The 18,281-nt window shown below is 54.2% G+C and carries 18 protein-coding genes and 1 pseudogene; 8 read left to right on the top strand and 11 right to left on the bottom strand.

Annotated features, from left to right (window positions below; genetic code table 11):
• Positions 1–41: 41 nt before the first annotated feature.
• A complete protein-coding gene (trpD, locus tag CPH17_RS19655; protein ID WP_096300858.1) occupies positions 42–1,061 on the bottom strand; it encodes an anthranilate phosphoribosyltransferase in 1,020 nt (339 codons plus the stop codon).
• Between the two features lie 36 nt (positions 1,062–1,097).
• Entirely contained in the window at positions 1,098–1,688 is a 591-nt protein-coding gene (locus tag CPH17_RS19650; RefSeq protein WP_074395895.1) for an anthranilate synthase component II, read from the bottom strand.
• Positions 1,689–2,056: 368 nt separating this feature from the next.
• On the opposite strand from CPH17_RS19650, the gene CPH17_RS19645 reads away from it, so the two are divergent.
• On the top strand, positions 2,057–2,977 hold the full coding sequence (locus tag CPH17_RS19645; RefSeq protein WP_074395894.1) for a metal ABC transporter solute-binding protein, Zn/Mn family: 921 nt from the start codon (positions 2,057–2,059) through the stop codon (positions 2,975–2,977).
• Positions 2,978–3,006: 29 nt separating this feature from the next.
• On the opposite strand, the gene CPH17_RS19640 is transcribed toward CPH17_RS19645, so the two are convergent.
• A complete protein-coding gene (locus CPH17_RS19640) occupies positions 3,007–3,675 on the bottom strand; it encodes a phosphoglycolate phosphatase (protein ID WP_074395893.1) in 669 nt (222 codons plus the stop codon).
• Positions 3,676–3,827: 152 nt separating this feature from the next.
• Here CPH17_RS19640 and CPH17_RS19635 point away from each other — a divergent pair, with 152 nt between their 5' ends.
• Positions 3,828–5,126, top strand: coding sequence for an NAD(P)/FAD-dependent oxidoreductase (locus tag CPH17_RS19635; RefSeq protein ID WP_074395892.1), 1,299 nt, complete (start codon positions 3,828–3,830; stop codon positions 5,124–5,126).
• A gap of 7 nt (positions 5,127–5,133) precedes the next feature.
• On the opposite strand, the gene rpe is transcribed toward CPH17_RS19635, so the two are convergent.
• The gene (rpe, locus tag CPH17_RS19630; protein WP_096300857.1) at positions 5,134–5,829 is read right to left on the bottom strand and encodes a ribulose-phosphate 3-epimerase; all 696 of its coding nucleotides are present in this window, start codon (positions 5,827–5,829) and stop codon (positions 5,134–5,136) included.
• A 241-nt stretch (positions 5,830–6,070) separates the two neighbouring features.
• Here rpe and cysP point away from each other — a divergent pair, with 241 nt between their 5' ends.
• Genes cysP through CPH17_RS19610 form a run of 4 tightly spaced genes read left to right on the top strand, consistent with a single transcriptional unit; the run spans position 6,071 to position 9,879 of the window.
• Positions 6,071–7,081: a thiosulfate ABC transporter substrate-binding protein CysP gene (gene cysP / locus CPH17_RS19625; protein WP_096300856.1), complete on the top strand. Its 1,011-nt coding sequence runs from the start codon at positions 6,071–6,073 to the stop codon at positions 7,079–7,081.
• Between the two features lie 25 nt (positions 7,082–7,106).
• Positions 7,107–7,961: a sulfate ABC transporter permease subunit CysT gene (cysT, locus tag CPH17_RS19620; protein ID WP_096300855.1), complete on the top strand. Its 855-nt coding sequence runs from the start codon at positions 7,107–7,109 to the stop codon at positions 7,959–7,961.
• Complete coding sequence (gene cysW / locus CPH17_RS19615) at positions 7,961–8,788, top strand: sulfate ABC transporter permease subunit CysW (RefSeq protein ID WP_027336211.1); 828 nt, start codon at positions 7,961–7,963, stop codon at positions 8,786–8,788. Before cysT ends, cysW begins: the two co-directional genes overlap by 1 nt.
• A complete protein-coding gene (locus CPH17_RS19610; protein ID WP_096300854.1) occupies positions 8,785–9,879 on the top strand; it encodes a sulfate/molybdate ABC transporter ATP-binding protein in 1,095 nt (364 codons plus the stop codon). Before cysW ends, CPH17_RS19610 begins: the two co-directional genes overlap by 4 nt.
• Positions 9,880–9,931: 52 nt before the next feature.
• Here the strand turns inward: CPH17_RS19610 and CPH17_RS19605 are convergent, their stop codons facing one another.
• A complete protein-coding gene (locus tag CPH17_RS19605) occupies positions 9,932–10,516 on the bottom strand; it encodes an alpha-ketoglutarate-dependent dioxygenase AlkB family protein (protein ID WP_096300853.1) in 585 nt (194 codons plus the stop codon).
• Positions 10,517–10,645: 129 nt separating this feature from the next.
• Between CPH17_RS19605 and CPH17_RS20450 the strand changes: the two genes are divergently transcribed.
• Positions 10,646–11,143, top strand: coding sequence for a DMT family transporter (locus CPH17_RS20450; protein ID WP_331712945.1), 498 nt, complete (start codon positions 10,646–10,648; stop codon positions 11,141–11,143).
• Here CPH17_RS20450 and CPH17_RS19595 read toward each other — a convergent pair.
• Positions 11,124–12,128: an IS3 family transposase gene (locus CPH17_RS19595; RefSeq protein WP_231896491.1), complete on the bottom strand. Its 1,005-nt coding sequence runs from the start codon at positions 12,126–12,128 to the stop codon at positions 11,124–11,126. The two genes, CPH17_RS20450 and CPH17_RS19595, sit on opposite strands and share 20 nt — an antisense overlap.
• Positions 12,095–12,244: pseudogene (locus CPH17_RS20335) on the bottom strand (transposase); the annotation flags it as partial. The gene CPH17_RS19595 and the pseudogene CPH17_RS20335, both read right to left, overlap by 34 nt.
• Before the next feature lie 104 nt (positions 12,245–12,348).
• Between CPH17_RS20335 and CPH17_RS19590 the strand changes: the two are divergent.
• The gene (locus CPH17_RS19590; RefSeq protein WP_231898053.1) at positions 12,349–12,933 is read left to right on the top strand and encodes a DMT family transporter; all 585 of its coding nucleotides are present in this window, start codon (positions 12,349–12,351) and stop codon (positions 12,931–12,933) included.
• Positions 12,934–13,141: 208 nt separating this feature from the next.
• Here the strand turns inward: CPH17_RS19590 and CPH17_RS19585 are convergent, their stop codons facing one another.
• Genes CPH17_RS19585 through tnpC form a run of 4 tightly spaced genes read right to left on the bottom strand, consistent with a single transcriptional unit; the run spans position 13,142 to position 18,246 of the window.
• Positions 13,142–14,056 (bottom strand): restriction endonuclease, encoded by a 915-nt coding sequence (locus CPH17_RS19585; RefSeq protein WP_197703501.1) that lies wholly within the window; start codon positions 14,054–14,056, stop codon positions 13,142–13,144.
• Positions 14,031–15,047, bottom strand: a complete 1,017-nt coding sequence (locus CPH17_RS19580; RefSeq protein ID WP_027336024.1) for an IS30 family transposase — start codon at positions 15,045–15,047, stop codon at positions 14,031–14,033. Before CPH17_RS19580 ends, CPH17_RS19585 begins: the two co-directional genes overlap by 26 nt.
• Positions 14,981–16,597 (bottom strand): hypothetical protein, encoded by a 1,617-nt coding sequence (locus CPH17_RS19575; protein WP_197703500.1) that lies wholly within the window; start codon positions 16,595–16,597, stop codon positions 14,981–14,983. Before CPH17_RS19575 ends, CPH17_RS19580 begins: the two co-directional genes overlap by 67 nt.
• A gap of 50 nt (positions 16,598–16,647) precedes the next feature.
• Complete coding sequence (gene tnpC, locus CPH17_RS19570) at positions 16,648–18,246, bottom strand: IS66 family transposase (RefSeq protein ID WP_074394777.1); 1,599 nt, start codon at positions 18,244–18,246, stop codon at positions 16,648–16,650.
• Positions 18,247–18,281: the final 35 nt, after the last annotated feature.

Here is an 18,281-nt window from a genome sequence, read left to right as displayed (position 1 = left end):
GTTTAAAACTTACTTGTTTAAAACTTACCGTGTTTAAGGACCTACTGCTTAAAAACGCTGGTGAAGTGAGACAGTTCTTTAAGTTTTTCAAGCGGTAACTTGGAGGCTTGGGCATCCTGTGCCAGCATCACTCCCTCTTTCAGGTTATCGGCCACGCCAGCGCAATAAAGCGCGGCACCGGCATTCAGCGCGACGATATCCGCCGCCGCACCTTCGCCACTTAATGCGGCTTTCACCAACCGCAAGCTGTCTTCGGCGCTGGTTGCTTTAAGGGTTGCCAAGCTTTGGCGCTCAATACCCAGGTCTTCCGGGGTAATGGTGTACTGGGTAATCTCGCCGTCCTTGAGTTCCGCCACCCGGGTCGGAGCCGCCAGGGAAATTTCGTCCAGGCCATCCTCGGAATGCACTACCAGCACATGGCGGCTGCCGAGCTTATTCAGCACCTCGGCCATTAGCGGCACCAGCGACGGCGCATACACACCAAGCACCTGATTCGGCGCGCTGGCCGGGTTGGTCAGTGGGCCAAGGATATTAAACAACGTACGCACGCCCATTTCACGGCGCGGGCCGATGGCGTAACGCATTGCCGGGTGATGGTTGGGAGCAAACATAAAGCCGACGCCCACCTGTTCGATACAGCGGGCTACCTGCTCAGGTTTAAGATCCAGGTAGATATCCGCCACATCAAAAAGATCGGCACTGCCGGAGGACGATGAAACACTGCGGTTGCCATGCTTGGCCACGTGAGCACCCGCGGCGGACGCCACAAAACTGGCCGCCGTCGACACGTTGAACAGGTTAGCCCCATCGCCACCGGTGCCGACGATGTCCACTACGTTGTCGGTATTAAGCTCAACGCGCTTCATCAGCTCGCGCATCACCTGGGCGGCAGCGCTAATCTCAACGGCGCTTTCGCCTTTCATGGCAAGTCCCACCAGCAAACCACCAATTTGGGCATCAGACGCTTCACCGGTCATGATTTGGCGCATCAGTGCGTGCATGGCATCGAAAGAGAGGTCTTCGCGGCGCATCACCGCGTTAATTGCGTCTCGCATTTGCATGAACAGAAAAGCCCCTAAAGCATGTGAAACCGGCGATCAGCCGCGTTGTAAAAAGTTGGCCAGTAGCGCATGGCCTTGACGGGTAAGGATCGATTCAGGGTGGAACTGAACGCCTTCAATATCCAATTCCCGGTGGCGCAAGCCCATGATAACCCCTGGTGTGACGTCATCATCATCGGTCCAGGCGGTGATTTCCAGGCAGTCGGGCAAGCACTGTGTATCCACCACCAGCGAGTGGTAACGGGTAACTTCCAGCGGGTTATCCAATCCTGTAAATACCCCGTGGTTATCATGCTGGACCGCCGACGTTTTACCGTGCATTACCTGCGGTGCGCGCACCACCTGGCCGCCGTAGACCTGGCCAATCGCCTGATGCCCCAGGCAGACCCCCAATATCGGCAACTGGCCTGCAAAATGCTCAATGGCCGCCAGGGAAATGCCCGCCTCGTTGGGCGTACAGGGGCCAGGCGAGATCACCAAATGTGTCAGCCCAAGCGCTTCGATCTGCCCAATGGTGATCTCGTCATTACGGTAGGTCACGACGTCAGCACCCAATTCCACCAAGTATTGGACGATGTTAAACGTGAAGCTATCATAGTTGTCGAGCATCAATACTTTTTGAGCCATAACAAATTGAAACCCCGATAAATTTCAGTGCAATGGCTCGCGTGTTACCCGGAGAGTCACCCAGGTCAGTGGTGACTTGCCATTTCCGCTAAATATGACTCGATTGTAACGCCATGCAGGTTCGTACGTCACGAACTTGTCCGGCGGCTGACTGAGAAGCCATAGGGCCGATGCTGAAGTCGGATGGTGGCGTTTAAAACCGGCATAAAGACGTGGTACCTGATGGGAAAAGACTATGCTGTTAAATTGTATCTTCCTAGCAGGATGATAACGTAGCGTTTGAAGACCGCTTCCAGCACACGGGAACTAGTAACGCGGCATTACAATCTTTATCATCGGTTGCTTTTTAAGACAGCCAGGAGCGTGGAATGCGCAAGAATGTCATCAAAGGGAGCACGCTCTTACTGGCGCTGTTAATCGCCAGCGCTCCCGCAACCGCGCAAACCCCGCTTCGGGTAGTGGCTTCGTTCTCGGTAATCGCCGATTTAGTCAAGCGTGTGGCGGGCGACGATGTGGAGGTTAATGTCATCGTCCCGGCCGACGAAGATGTCCACCGGTGGGATCTTACCCCACCCAATGTCCTGGCATTAGAAGAAACCGACCTGGTGTTTTACAACGGCTTTGAATTAGAACCGTGGCTGCGTGATGTACAGGCTATCGTTGAAGATGACTTACCCATGGTGGCACTGGCCGAGCAGGCAGATTATCCCACCCTTCCGCTTAATACTGGCCGTTATCAAGGCGATACTGACCCCCATATGTGGATGGCTCCCAAAGGGGCTGCGGCCTACGTGGACGTGATCGCTGAGACCCTGGCAGAGCATGCGCCAGATCACGCCGAGGGATTTGAACAACGCGCCGACGATCTCAAGCAAACCCTTGAGCAGCTAGACGCCGACATTGAAGAGCGCTTGGGCGGTATCCCCCAGACCAACCGGGCGTTGGTGACCAGCGAAGCTGGGTTGGCCTACTTTGCCGACGCCTATGACTTCGACTACACCGCTTTATGGGGCGTTAACCACGAAACGTTCGGCACGGCCGACGCCATGGCCCGCCTGCAGGCGCAACTCGCCGATAAGCGGCCACCCGCGCTGTTTTATGAGAGTACGACACCGAAAATCCACATGGACGCCCAGGCACGCTATGCTGACCTCCCCCTAGCGGGACCGCTCTACACCGATGCACTCAGCGGCAGCGACGGGCCGGCCTCGCACTATGTCGATATGCTGCGCCACAATGCCGAACAGCTGCATGCCACCTTAGGCGGTGCGCGCGAGGAAGACGAGTAGTCCTCTGCCGCGCCGGTTTTGGCCCGTGATCACGCGAGCAACTCGGTTAATGAACCCAAGATGGCATCGGGTGCGCTGTGGATAATCGGCTCACCGTGATTGTAGCCATACGGCAGTGCCAGGGTCGCAAAGCCCGCAGCTTTGCCCGCCGCAATATCATGGCGCGAATCACCTACCATCACACACTCGGCAGGTTGCACGCCGCAGGCGTTGGCCGCATGCAGTAACGGCACCGGAGAAGGCTTCTTCTCAGCCAGCGAGTCTCCCCCAAGGCACAGCGTAAAACACGCTCCTAAGCCGAAGTGATCTAAAATTGGCGCAATAAAGCGCTGTGGTTTGTTAGTGATTAACACCAGCGTAAAGCCTGCTTCGCACAGGTCGGCTAGCGCCTCGTGCGCGCCAGGATAGAGCGTCGTCAACTCGTTGGACGCGGCCGCGTAATGGCGCAAAAAAGCCTCGTAGCTGCGCTCAAAAAGCGCTGCCTCAGCGGGCTCACCTTGAGCCCACGTTAAGGCGCGTTCAACCAGCACCGCTGCGCCGTTACCCACCCAATCGCGTACCTTATCCGCCGTTGGCTCTGCCAATTGCTGGTCCGCCAACGCATGCGCCACTGCAGCTGCTAAGTCGGGCACAGAATCAATCAACGTGCCATCGAGATCAAAGGCAATTAAACGCTTACCGCGAAGTAGTGGGTGCACATTGTATCCTTCTGCGTAAAGATTAACTTGCTCTGAAGCTCAAGCCAGCGGGTTCTGATTGAGAGAGAGTTTAGCTATATTAACCTCGCCTCACATTCGTCACTAACGCGAGAAACCTCTATGCTGAGGATCATTTAGTCAAGGAGTAAGACATGAGCCTTCCTACCATCGTGATCGTTGGCGGCGGCGCTGGCGGCTTAGCGCTGGCGACGCAACTAGGACGTACACTTGGCAAACCTGAACGCGCCAATATCGTCTTGCTTGACCGCAACACCACCCACGTTTGGAAGCCGCTATTGCACGAATTAGCCACGGGGGTGCTGAATTCCAGCATGGACGAGGTGGATTACCGCGGTCATTCCTCGGCGCATCATTATCGCTACCAGCGTGGGTCGCTATCCGGCATTGATCGCCAAGCCAAGCAACTGCATCTAGCGCCCATTGTCGATGAAGATGGTGAGGAGGTCCTGCCCGCCAGGCAACTCGCCTACGATTACTTAGTGATGGCACTGGGTAGCGTATCCAACGACTTCGGCACGCCCGGCGTTGCCGAGCACTGCCATTTTATTGATTCACCCCAGCAGGCGAAGGCGTTTCAGCGCGATATGATCAATACTTTTTTGCGCTACACCGACCCGTCACTGCGCCAGCATACCCAGTTGACGATTGGTATTGTCGGTGGTGGTGCCACCGGCGTGGAATTGGCTGCCGAGCTATTTGACGCCTCGCGAATGCTCAATGCCTACGGGGTAACGGCCCTCGATCACCAACAGATCAGCGTGCACCTATTAGAGGCAGCGCCCCGCCTGCTTCCTGGGCTCTCCGAACGTATCAGCCAAACCGTCCAGCAGGATCTGGAAAAAATGGGCGTGACCGTCCATGTTGGCACCGCAATTAAACAAGCGCAGGCCAACTGCCTGGTTACCAACGATGGCGACGTAATCGAAACCGATCTCAACGTCTGGGCGGCAGGGATAAAAGCACCACCGTTTCTCGCAGAGTTGGGGCTTGCAACCAATAACAAGAACCAGATAAAAGTGGCGAAAACCCTGCAGTGCATCGATGATCCGGCGATTTTTGCCCTCGGTGATTGCGCTCATTGCCCCCAGGGGGAAGACAGCGCCGTTCCGCCACGGGCCCAAGCCGCCCACCAGCAGGCCAAACACCTAGCCAAGAATCTGGTGAATCAATTGGAAGGCAAGCCACTCACCGATTTTCACTATCAGGACCGCGGCTCGCTGATCTCACTGGCCCATTACGATGCAGTGGGCAGCCTGATGCGCAGCTCTGCGTCACGCGGGTTATTTCTTGAAGGTTGGCTGGCACGCCGGGCCTACGCGTCGCTTTATCGCATGCACCAGTTGACCATTCATGGCGCGCCCAAAACCGGGCTCGCCTGGCTGGTGGATAAGCTCAACCGCTACTTAAAGCCACGTATGAAGCTGCACTAGCCGCTGCTTAGCTGCTAGCCATTGCCGCGCGTAACTGTCGAATAACAGAATCGTAGCCATGAGGGTCGCTCGCGTTATGGGCATTAAAGATCGCCGATCCGGCAACGAACGTATCTGCCCCGGCCGCGGCAATCTCGCCAATGTTGTCGGCTTTCACGCCGCCGTCGACCTCCAGGCGAATCGGCAACCCCGACGCGTCGATTCGCGCACGGGCATCGCGCAGCTTATCCAGGGTGGCGGGAATAAACGACTGACCGCCAAAACCGGGGTTGACGCTCATCAACAGCACCATATCGATTTTATCCATCACGTAGTCCAGATAGGACAGCGGCGTGGCCGGGTTAAAGACCAGCCCGGCCTTGCAGCCCCCGCCGCGGATCAGCTGCAGCGAGCGGTCGATATGCTCGGAGGCTTCCGGGTGAAACGTAATGTAGCTGGCTCCCGCCTCAATAAAGTCGCTGATCATACGGTCCACCGGCTTGACCATTAAATGTACATCGATAGGTGCCGTCACGCCGTGTTGACGTAGCGCCTTACACACCATGGGGCCGATAGTGAGATTAGGCACGTAATGATTGTCCATCACATCGAAATGTACGATGTCGGCCCCCGCCGCGAGCACATTGTCCACCTCTTCGCCCAGGCGTGCGAAGTTGGCGGAAAGAATCGAGGGAGCAATCAGATAATCATGCGCAGCGGTCATATCAACATTCCTGCTTTGCCAAAGAGAGGGAACAACGGCCATTGCCGCCTTTAAAGGCGGGCATGTTAGCAGAACCTTCGCGCGGCGGTGAGAGCAGACACGTATCGTGCATAAGTTAGCCCCCATTTTTCTTAATCGTTATTCTAAAAAAGAATATAAAACACGATTGTAATTCCACAATCACAGGTTTAAGCTTGCTAACTAAATTGCCAATGCTGGCTTAGCTTTCAAGGAGCTTGTGATGTCATTACCTGTTGTTTTCCGTCGTAGCATGTTGGCTCTCGCCATTGGCGCCACGCTTTCAAGCCCTGCTATGGCTCAAGAACGCGAGCTGCTCAACTCTTCGTATGATATTGCACGTGAACTGTTTGCCGAAATTAATCCCAAATTTGAATCATGGTGGGAAGAAGAACACGACGAGGAAATCGAGGTTAGCCAGTCTCACGGTGGTTCATCTGCCCAGGCACGCGCCATCATGCAGGGGCTTCGCGCCGATGTGGTGACCTATAACCAAGTGACTGACGTCCAGGCCTTGGCTGATGCCGACCTCGTTGCTGAAGATTGGCAAGACGCCCTACCCAACAATGCCTCACCTTACTACTCCACCACAGCGTTCCTGGTGCGTAAGGACAACCCCAAAGGCATCGAAAACTGGGACGATCTGGTGGAAGAAGATATTGAGATGGTCTTCCCCAACCCGAAAACCTCGGGTAATGGCCGTTATACTTATCTCGCCGCCTGGGGCTTTGCCGACGAACAATTTGACGGTGATGAAGAGCAAATCCAGGATTTCATGCGCACCTTCCTGGGTAACGTTGAAGTATTTGATAACGGCGGCCGAGGTGCCACCACCAGCTTTATCGAGCGCGAAATTGGCGATGTGTTAATCAGCTTTGAATCCGAGGTGAATAACATTCGCAAGGAATACGGCAGCGACGACTACGAAGTCATCGTACCCCCCACCAGTATCCTGGCCGAGTTCCCCGTAGCCGTGGTGGGCCCTAATGCCGAGCGCAACGAAAACAGCGACCTGGCGCAAAGCTATCTGGAATACCTCTACCGCGAGGACACCCAGCGCTTGCTGGCCGGTTTCAATTACCGCGTCCATCATGAAGACGTGGTTGACGAATACGCCGACGAATTCCCCGATACCGACCTGCTCAAGGTCGAGGATGTATTCGGTAGCTGGGAAGAGGCTATGGAAACCCACTTCGAAGGTGGTGGCATGCTCGACCAGCTTCAGCGCCGCTAATGCGTTTCATCCGCCGGATTGAGCTATGAGCCATTTCGTTCTTCGCCAGTCCGGCAGCGCGCGGGTGCTGCCGGGGTTTGGCCTTTCCATGGGCATCAGCGTGCTGTTTATTTCGCTGGTACTGCTGCTACCCATTACCGGGCTTTTCGGCCAACTGTCCGGGCTTAGCTTTGCTGAGTACTGGACCATTATCACCGAAGGCCGTGTGGTTGCCAGCTACATGGTCACCATCGGAGCGGCGGCGGTCGCGGCGTTGATCAACGCTGTGTTTGGTTTGTTGCTGGCCTGGGTATTGGTGCGCTACACCTTCCCTGGCAAGCGACTGTTGGATGCGCTGATGGACCTGCCCTTCGCACTGCCAACCGCAGTGGCGGGCATTACGCTAGCAACGCTTTATTCAAGCAATGGCTGGATGGGCAGTTGGTTAGAAGCGCTCGACCTACCCGTTGCGCAGACCTGGGTCGGAATCGCCCTGGCCATGGCATTCACCAGTATCCCGTTTGTGGTTCGCACCGTTCAGCCGGTGTTAGAGGACATGCCCGTTGAGGTGGACGAAGCCGCCATGTCGCTGGGGGCCACCGACGGCGTTGCCTTTCGTCGCGTCATCATGCCCCACCTATGGCCAGCCCTGGTGACCGGAACGGGGCTTGCGTTTGTACGCTCGCTCGGCGAATTCGGGGCAATTATTTTTATCGCAGGCAACATGCCTTACGAAACCGAGATCACGGCACTGATGATCTTCATCAAGCTCCAGGAATACGACTACGTGGGTGCATCGGCCATTGCGTCAGTGGTGCTATTTGTCTCGCTTGCCTTGCTACTGGCGATCAATATTTGGCAAGGCCGGTTTGTGCGCCGCTTGCATGGAGGAAAAGCGTAATGCAACGGATTGGAGACGCACCGCTTGTCCGCCGCCTGTTGATTGCGATGGCCGTGGGGCTTTCAGGGCTATTTCTACTGCTCCCGCTAGTGGCTATCTTCGCCCAGGCGTTTTCCCAGGGTGTCAGCGTGTTTTGGTCCAACGTCAGTGACTTTTATACGCTACACGCCATCGGCCTAACGCTGGGCATTGCCCTGCTCACGATACCGGTTTGCCTGGTGTTCGGCGTTGCGCTTGCCTGGCTGGTGACGCGTTTCAGCTTTCCTGGCCGGCGGCTGCTACAAACGCTGATTGATATCCCCTTCGCGGTGTCTCCCGTCGTGGCCGGTCTTATTTATCTGTTGCTCTACGGACGCAATGGCTGGATCGGCGGCTGGCTGGATAGCTACGACATTCAGCTGATGTTTTCCTGGCCGGGTATTTTGATGGTGACCATCTTCGTTACCTGCCCCTTTGTGGCCCGCGAGCTGATACCGCTGATGCAGGCCCAGGGATCGCGGGAAGAAGAGGCTGCCGTTGTGCTCGGCGCATCGGGCTGGACGACGTTTCGACGCGTTACGCTGCCTAATATCCGCTGGGCGCTACTCTACGGAATTATCCTGACCAACGCCCGCGCGGTGGGCGAATTTGGCGCAGTATCCGTTGTCTCAGGGGCCATTCGCGGCCAGACCAACACGCTGCCCCTGCACTTGGAGCAGCTTTACCAGGATTACAACGCCGTGGGGGCTTTTGCCTGCGCGGCCCTACTCGCATTGATCGCCCTACTGACGCTCGCCGCCAAGGCGGGGCTGGAATGGCGCGCGTCGCGCCGGGAGGCATTTGCATGAGCATTCGCTTACAGAATATCGCCAAGCACTTTGGTGCAACTCAAGCGCTGGGGCCAATCAATCTGGATATCCAGGAAGGCGAATTGGTCGGCTTACTGGGACCCTCCGGCTCGGGTAAAACCACCTTGCTGCGGATTATTGCCGGCCTGGAAAACGCCGACCGCACACCGTCTCCCGGTAAGATTTTATTTGGCGAGCGCGACGTTACTCACGTTCACGTGCGTGACCGCCGAATTGGATTTGTGTTTCAGCATTATGCGTTATTCCGTCATATGAGCGTCTATGACAACGTCGCGTTTGGCTTGACCGTCATGCCGCGCGCGCAGCGACCCTCTGCCCAGGATATTCGCGCCCGGGTATATCGCCTGCTTGAGATGGTCAAACTTGAAGCCTTTGCCAACCGTTACCCGGCACAGCTCTCCGGCGGTCAGCAGCAGCGCGTTTCACTTGCTCGTGCGCTAGCCGTCGAGCCGGATGTACTGCTGCTTGATGAGCCATTTGGCGCGCTTGATGCCAAAGTGCGTCAGGAACTACGCCGCTGGCTGCGTCATCTGCACGAAGAGTTCAACTTCACCAGCGTGTTTGTGACCCACGACCAAGAAGAAGCCCTTGAGCTATCCGACCGCGTGGTGGTGATGAGCAATGGGCGTATCGAGCAAATTGACACCCCGGAAACGCTCTATCGCGCGCCGAAAAACCGCTTTGTGTTTGAATTTTTGGGCGACGTTAACTATCTGGAAGGCAAGGTGCAAAACGGCACGCTCACCTGCGGCGATGCACATTTGGCGGTCGACCTGGCGGATGGCGACGCAGAGTTGCTGCTGCGCCCGCATGAGGTGCGCCTGGCCGAGCAGCCCACTGCGGAGAGCCACCTGCCAGTCACCATTACGGCGATTTCCCCCGTGGGAGCGGAAGTCCGCGTGGAACTGGAAGCCGACTGGCTGGCGAAACCCTGGCTGGCGACAGTGCGCCACGCCGACTTTAACCGCCTGGTATTACGCCGCGGCCAACGGCTTTACGCCCACCCGCGCCATTGGCACCGGTTCCCAGACGTGACTGAAACAGCGATGGCGCAAACCCACGTTGCGTAGTATGGCGGCTGCCCCAAACGGGGCAGCTAGCGTTGTGGTTATATTCCCTAACTCAGAAGCGCATCTGCCTAAACGTCAGATTAACCCGCGGATCCGTCGACTTCTTGGTTTTAGGCAGGCTATGTAGCCAGTTTTTCTGTGTCCTGCCTTTCATGATCAATAAGCTGCCGTGCTCAAGACTTAACGACAAACGCTCGCCCGTTATTTTATGCTTGAAGGAAAATTTTCTAGCGCTGCCTAGCGTCAAGGACCCTATCGCCCCGTCTTCAACCAATTCTTTCTCGCCATCGCTGTGCCATCCCATACCTTCATCGCCTGAGCTATAAAAATTACACAGGCACGAATTGAAGATATCGCCGCTGCTGCTCTCCACCCGCTGTTTAATTCTGCGCAAAAAATCGGGCCACATTAACGCCGTCCTGGTATACCCGGAGTACGTATAGGAGACCGGCTTATCCGCGTACCAGGCCATCTTCCTCTGGGTCACGATCTCCTTCCCAAACATAAACGCACGATCATGTTCCCAGCTTAATTCGCTGATGCATTGATCCAGATACAGGTCAGCAGTAGCTGTTTCCAGGATGTTGCCGTGGTAATAGGCTTCCCCATCCCGCGGTAACAGATTAATCAACTTCATTTCGTCGTTTTCAAACAGATCTTAACCCATAACAATACCTTTTCTGTGCCCGCTAGGCGAAGCCGAGCCCGCTCATTGCAAAAAAATGTGCACCAGCCCATAACCCCTGATCACTTCACTGCGTTCGTAATGACAGGCCCAACAGAGCTAACCCATTCCGCGCTTACCTCTCCCCACCAGCTAAGCCAATTTATAAAAATTAAAAAGACAGCAAGAAACGGGTGTCTCCCCACACTAACGAAGGGCAATACTGAGTCCCATATGCATAAACCGAGGGCCTATAGGCCAATAGAAAACCTTAAAAAGGGGCATACAATGAGAGCAATAGACTATATACGACTACTGTCGCTAGCCGCTATCTGGGGAGCAAGTTTTCTTTTTATGCGAATAGCGGGACCGGCGATAGGAGCAATAAACACAGCCTTTTTTAGAGTTTTTTTCGGATTTATTGGCTTAGCTGTCATTATATTCTTCATACGTAAAAGTCTGAAGTTTAGAGGAAAATTAGGCAAGATTTTGATATTGGGTGCTATCAATTCAGGCATCCCTTTTCTTATGTACAGCATAGCCGCCACATTGTTACCGGCTGGCCGACGTCACCCCATCTTCAGTAGCACCCGGGTTTAGAGTCAGAAATAACTTTATCGTGTTTTACCACCAGTTGCTCGGCATAGGCTGACGGTGTCAGCCCTCCAAGACTCTTCTTCGGTCTTTCTTCGTTGTACTCCCGCCGCCATGCCTCGATGACAGCCTGGGCGTGTTGAAGGCTGGTGAACCAATGCTCATTTAGGCATTCATCTCGAAAGCGCCCATTGAACGATTCGATGTAGGCGTTTTGGTTGGGTTTTCCAGGTTCGATTAAAAACAGGGCAACGCCACGTAGATGCGCCCATGACAGCATGGCGCGCCCACAGAACTCCTTTCCATTATCCGTACGAATGGCGCTCGGTAGGCCACGTTGTAGGGCCAGGTGATCCAGAATACGTGTTAAAAACAGTCCGCTAATGGCACGTTCAGGCACGATCGCCACGGCTTCATGGGTGGCGTCATCGACAACCGTGAGGCTCTTTATCACTCGTCCGTCTGCCGTCCGGTCAAACACAAAATCCATTGACCAGACCTGATTGGCAGCCCCAGGGCGACCAAGTGGCTTTCGCTCAGACATGGGAACCTTCTTGCGCTTGCGACGCTTCACCTGCAAGCGAGCTTCCGCATACAGACGCTCAACACGCTTGTGATTGACCGGTTCTCCGGCCTGACGCAGCTTCAGGTAGATCATGCCAGCGCCATAGCGGCGATGCCGGTGTGCCAAGGCAACAATGCGTTCACGCAATGTCTCATTGCGGTCAGGGGCCGGCTGGTAGCGCAATGCACTGGCACTCATACGAATGACACGGAGCGCTCTGCGCTCACTCAGGCCACGTGACACCATAAAGCGCACCACGTCTCGGCGTGCCGGGGCGCTCACCACTTTTTTCTCAGCGCCTCGCGAGTGACCTCCATTTCCAGTAGCGACTCTGCGAGCAGCTTTTTCAAGCGTCCATTTTCGGCTTCGAGTTCTTTGAGTCGCTTGGCATCGGGGACGCTCATGCCGCCAAACTTGCTCCGCCATAGATAGTAACTGGCTTCTGAGAAACCGTGCCGACGGCATAGCTCTTTGATGGGCAGTCCCGCTTCGGCTTCGGCCAAGAAGCCAATGATCTGTTCTTCGCTGAAACGCTTCTTCATGTCCAATCTCCTTACCCATAGGATCGGACTCTAAAGTGTAGCGCTACTCAATCAGGGGGTGACGTCGTGGCTACTCAGCGATTTTAAATGCAACGACACCTTTAATGGGGGCCATGATTGGCTTTTATTTTTTTAGCGAGAGTTTATCTATAAGAAAACTGGTCGGTATAGCGCTAGGGATTGTCGGCATTACGATCATTACTACGGTGGGTGATTCGAATATCGCTGGTAACATCTATATTGGCGTTGCTGCTTGCATCATCGCCACTATTGGTTACGGCTTTGCAGGGTTTCTTACCCGAAGATGGATTACCCAGCAGGGCGGCCTGGATTCAACGCTGGTTGCGTTTGGCAGTCAAATAGGCGCAACCATTTTTCTCACCCCCTTTTTGCTTTGGAACCTTTCAACTGGCCCCAGCATTGATTGGCTGCAAGGTGATGTGTGGATCAGTCTGCTAGCCGTCGGCTTTTTATGCACTTCCCTTGCTTATATCCTTTATTTTAGATTGATCGCAGACATCGGGCCGTTACGGTCGCTTACCGTTACCTTCTTGGTGCCGCCTTTCGCTGTGTTATGGGGCTTTTTAGTCCTCAACGAAACGATTTCTAGCGGATTTTTACTTGGTTCATTAATCGTTTTACTTTCAGTATGGTTAATCGTGGGGCCCAATTCAAAAAAAGCAGCCTGAAGCACCCGTTAGCTTCACTCTTTAACCATGACGGAGGCATATAATAGCAAGGCAATAAGCCTAACCGATTACAAGGCTTACCGATAACTAGAACGCATATCATGATGAAGCCTAGGTTGCAACAAGATGACTCTTGATCAGAACCCACGCCTAGACTTAAGTAAAAAGCTTCCCCTAACTACAGGGGAAGCGAACCCTACCAACAGCATTATGAAATCGAAATAACTTCATCTACGGACGTAGCCACCCGGTAGTCCACATCATCTAACGCTTTAAAGTGGGCTTCCCCACATAAAATTTTCAGATTTTCTTCTAAACGGCGCTTATCACTATCATGAGTCGTTTTCGTTTCACGAATCAAGTAAACTTTACGATCCTCTTCTAATACGACAGCCCAATCGGGGTTGTATTCACCAACCGGTGTAGGAATTGTGAACCAACGCGGCAATTTACAGAAAAATTTGACATTCTCGGCACCGTCTAAAGCATGTGCAGTCTTCCGTTCGATTTGAGAGTCACACTCAATATAGTTATACGGTGTTTGAACTTGGCTGCCTTGATTACCATGAAGCACTTGGTAAGAGCGATCCAAGTATGTTTCCAGCTCCGGCTCGTCAAATAACTCCATTTTGTAGCGTTCACCGCCAAGCTTCTCATAGCGTATTCCATCTACCAGGAGCCCATCGAGCGCTTTCTTAATCTGTTTAGCGGACTCGGTAATAAAACCTTGAGGATTCGTTTTAAACTCCCCCAACCGCTTGCAATTACGAATAATAGTTAGCAACGTATCCCGTGTTAGATAAGTCCTCTCCTGCAAAACACCAATCAAATCCGGCAACACGTCATGGGAGCTTATATAAAGTTCTTTCGGGGTTGATATTTGCCGATCACTGCCGAAGCCAGCATTGGTCAGTTTAGTCTGAGTATGTCCTATTGTTAGCGTAACCGGCTTTACCACAGGCATATTTTTAAGTTTGTGACTGGCTAGATTAATCAGTTGTTGGGTATCAAAATGAATGGCATAGCGAGTTTTTTGGCTGATTTTATCCCACAGAGCCTTGAAATCAGGGCGGATGCAGGCTCTGAGTGCAACACCGTCAATGTGTCGATGACGGAACCTCATGGTACTTCGCCAGCTCCTCGCTCATCACCTCAATAGGGCACTTGAAGTCGAAGCGCTTTCGCGGGCGCATGTTCAGCTCAAGCGCGATCTCATCCAGTTCTTGCTGGCTATAGATCGATAGATCCGTTCCCTTGGGCAAGTACTGTCGTATGAGCCCATTGATATTTTCGTTGGCGCCCCTCTGCCATGGGCTGTGTGGGTCACAGAAGTAGATAGCGACACCAGTATTCTGGGTGACCTTGGCGTGCTGCGTCATCTCACGTCCTTGGTCATACGTCATGCTCTTCCGTGCGGCCAACGGCATGCGATTCAGCGCTGCGCTGAAGCCTTCTACAGCAGAGGTAGCAGTCGCATCGTTCATCTTCGCTAGGATCAGGTAACCGCTTTTGAGTTCGACAAGGGTGCCGACAGCCGATGCATTGTTCTTGCCCTTGATCAGGTCGCCTTCCCAGTGGCCAGGAAATTCACGTTTTTCCACCTCTGGAGGGCGGAGATGGATGCTGACCATGTCCGGGATCTGGTTGCGCCGGTCGACCTGGCCACGGCGCGGCTTACGGGTTGGCTTGCCTTGCCGCAAACAATGGATCAGCTCCTTTCTCAGTTCACCGACGGGCAACGCGTAGATGGCACTGTAGATCGTTTCTCGGCAGACGTAGGCGTCTCGAAGGTCAGGGATATTCATATGCTTGAGCTTGCCGCTGATCTGTTCGGGAGACAAGCGCCGACGCAGCATGTGCTGAATCAGGGCGAACCGAGGGCTGCCAGGAAGCAGTTTGCGCCTTGGTCGACAACCGTCTCGACGGTGATCACGGCATTGTTGCGCATGTGGCGCACGATAGCTGCCATCGGACGATCTATTGCGCCGTATTTCTCGGCTAATCGTTGCCGGGGAGCGCTCGAGCAGGGCCGCTACCTTCCTGATGCTCAAGCCTTGCGCGAAGCTGACATGGATCGTGGCACGTTCTTCAGTGCAGAGTTCAGAATATGACATGGATACAACACCCTACCGGTTTGGTCAGGTGTTGCACTCAGAATTTGCGGCCAAGCAGGGTTTAATTCTACCCGCTTATTATACTTTACGGCCGTACGCCCTCGTGCATCTTTCACCCGCCCCGCGAACATAAAGCTGCGTAGACGGTCGATAATTTCGTTTTCGAGCGATTTATAGTCGTTGGGCACTTGCAGTTCAAAATAAAGATCATCTGGTTTAAACTTAGCAGTCAAGTCTCCTTTGGCATCTAGATAGCCTTCTGTTTTTAATGCCTGCCACAGGTGTCGGGATTTTTCCTGACCTAGTGTTTCAGAGTCATTAATCGTTAAAGCCGCAAACGCAATTGTAGGCACCCGCCCAAACTTGAAGCCACCGCCAATATCTTTCTCCATCTCTGTTTGGAGATTCTTAGCGTACTCTTCAAAAGATTCACTGGCTATGACCGTAAGACGATTTATCTGAGGATCATAAACTCTGTCACCGCCGGCATTTACGGCTAGGCGAAGGCCACGGCCCAGCGTTTGACGTCGCTCCTTTTCGCTGCCGAATTCCCGCAAAGAGCATATTTGGAATACATTAGGGTTATCCCAGCCCTCTTTAAGAGCGGAGTGGCTAAAAATAAACCGCAGTGGCACGGCATCATCCAATAACCGCTCTTTATCTTTCATAATCAGTTCGTATACTTCCGCATCGCTAGCGGTGTTACCACTGGTATCCTTCAACTCAACCACCTTGCCACGCTTTTTGACTTCTGCGAAATAGCCATTGTGCACTTGCTCTACGTCTCGCTTAGGCAGGTCATTGAATAATGAACTAGCGGCAAACTCTTGGTAGGCTTCTTCAAACCAGCGGGCGATCTTACCTTTCTGGACATTGCCATGTTCATCGTAGTAGCGATAGTTTGCCACCTTGTCGATGAAAAACAGTGAAAGAACCTTCACTTTCACACCCTGCTTCTGCAGGTTGCGCTCTTTCTTAAAGTGCTCCTCTACCGTCTGACGAATCTGCTCTTTAATGACATCATCATGGATACCGTCCTTTTCCTGCTCTGGCTCTAGAATGACGTTATTGGCAAAACGAACGTACTCAGCGCCTGGCTCAGCATAGATTTCGTCTACTACGTATCCCTGATAGCCTGATCGATTAGTATGGTCAGACAAATCCGTACCCTGCTTAAGTTTGACGGTTTTATCTTTGGTACCATTAGGCTTGTCTTCAAATATCACTACTGAGGCAGAAGGCGTTTTGGCCTTGCCTACATAACCTATTTTACTTAACTTTAAGTATATCTGATTAACATTGCTTTGAGATTGGATTGACGCCACTGAAATTTGCTTTACCAGCTTCATTTCATAAGCCTTAACCGGGCCAAGCTGATAAATCACGTTGTAGGGGTTACGGTGGGTCGCTGAGTAGCGTAGTGCAAAAAGAGGCTTTAAGTGATTGACTGCACGACGCGCTTTAGCAGTATTGTCTACCGATTGAGGTTCATCAATAATAAGAACTGGTCTAACATCTTGGATAAACTCAATGGGCTTTGCTCCAGACATACGATCCTGTTCCGTAAGCGCGCCATAAACCCCATCTATGCAAGCTTCGCTTAGACCGGTAAGGTCTCTTTCCACTGCCAGGGCAGCAGCGTCGTCAGTTCATCATCGTTGAGGGTGGGCAGTGTCTTGAAGACGTGTTGTAAGTAGTCGTAGGGCGAGAGGCCATTGGCTTTCGCGGTTTCGATCAGGCTGTAGATCGCCGCACTGGCGTGAGCGCCGCTCTGCGTATGGCTGAACAGCCAGTTTTTGCGGCCGACGACGAACGGGCGGATGGCATTTTCGGCCGGGTTGTTGTCCAGCGGGATCAGGCCATCATCGAGGAACCGGGTCAGGCGCGGCCACTGATGATCCAGGTAGTGCAGGGCTTTTCCCAGCGCACTTTTAGGCAGCACCTGCGCCAGTGACTTGTCGAGCCAGGTGCGCAGTTGAGCGATTAAGGGTTGGCTCTTCTGCTCACGCAGCCTGTGGCGTGCTTCGGGCTCAAGTGCTTTGGCCTGTTTTTCCACGCCGTACAGCTTACGGATCTGGTTCAGCGCCCAGTCCGCTTTGCCGGTTTTGCCTTTGGGCTGCACTTTTTGCGCCTCGACGAACTTGCGCCGTGCATGTGCCCAACAGCCCGCCTGGGTGATCCCATTGCGACGCACCACCTCGGCGTAGCCTTCGTAGCCATCGGTGACCAAGCGACCTGCATAGTCACCCAACAGGCGCACAGGCACTCGCCCGGCACGGCTGGCGTCATAATCGAACAAGACCACCTGTTGGCCTGGCGGCCCCCCGCGCTGCACCCACATGTAAGAGGTGGCACTGGCTTTGCGATCCGCTTCTTGGTTCACCTGGAGCGTCGTTTCATCCATATGGATCAGCAGGGAACGGAGCAGGTGTCGGCGTAGCGTCTCGATCAGCGGGGCGATGCGTTCACCGGCCTGCACCATCCACCGGGCCAGCGTATTGCGGGGGATCTCCGCCCCATGGCGGGCAAAAATCTGGCTTTGCCGATACAGCGGCAAGGCGTCTTGGTACTTGGCGGTGGCGACATAGGCCAGCAGCGTGGCGCTGGCATTGCTTTTCGGCAGTAACTTAGCGGGCGCCGGGGCAGTCTTGACGCCGTCTTCGCAGGTTCGGCACGCATACTTACGTCGCACATGACGGATCACCTCCACCCAGGCGGGCACGACGTGCAGTTCCTCGCTCACTTCTTCGCCGATGACCGTGAGCGCGGTGCCATCATCCTGACAGTGACGTGCCTCTTCAGGGAGATCATGCACCACCTCAACCCGTGGAAGCTCGGGCGGCAACGCTACCCGGCCACCCCGAGAGCGGCGTTTCTTCGCCGGCGCCGTGGGCTCGGCCACGGTGTCATTAACCGCCTCGTTGTCCGCTGCGTCGGTGTCGCCGTCTTCCTCGTCAACCGCCACTTCGGCTTCGTTGATCAGCAGGTCCTTTTGATCCACCTGATACTTCTCGGTGGAAGGACCGAACTGACGCTCCAGGGCCAGCCGGAACTGTTCAAACAGCGATTGTTTGGTGGCTTCCCACTGGGCTTCTTTTTTCTCCATCAACGCCAATAGCCGCGCATTTTCAGCGTCAGCAGCGGCCAGCTTGCGCTCAAGCTGGGAGATCGTTGGCGAGGAAGAATCGGCGTTTTGCATACTACCGAGTATACCAAAAACACCGCTGAGACAGG

It is taken from the genome of Halomonas sp. hl-4, from assembly GCF_900215475.1.
In the GTDB taxonomy this organism is placed as follows: domain Bacteria; phylum Pseudomonadota; class Gammaproteobacteria; order Pseudomonadales; family Halomonadaceae; genus Vreelandella.
This window is presented reverse-complemented; position numbering and strand designations above follow the sequence as displayed.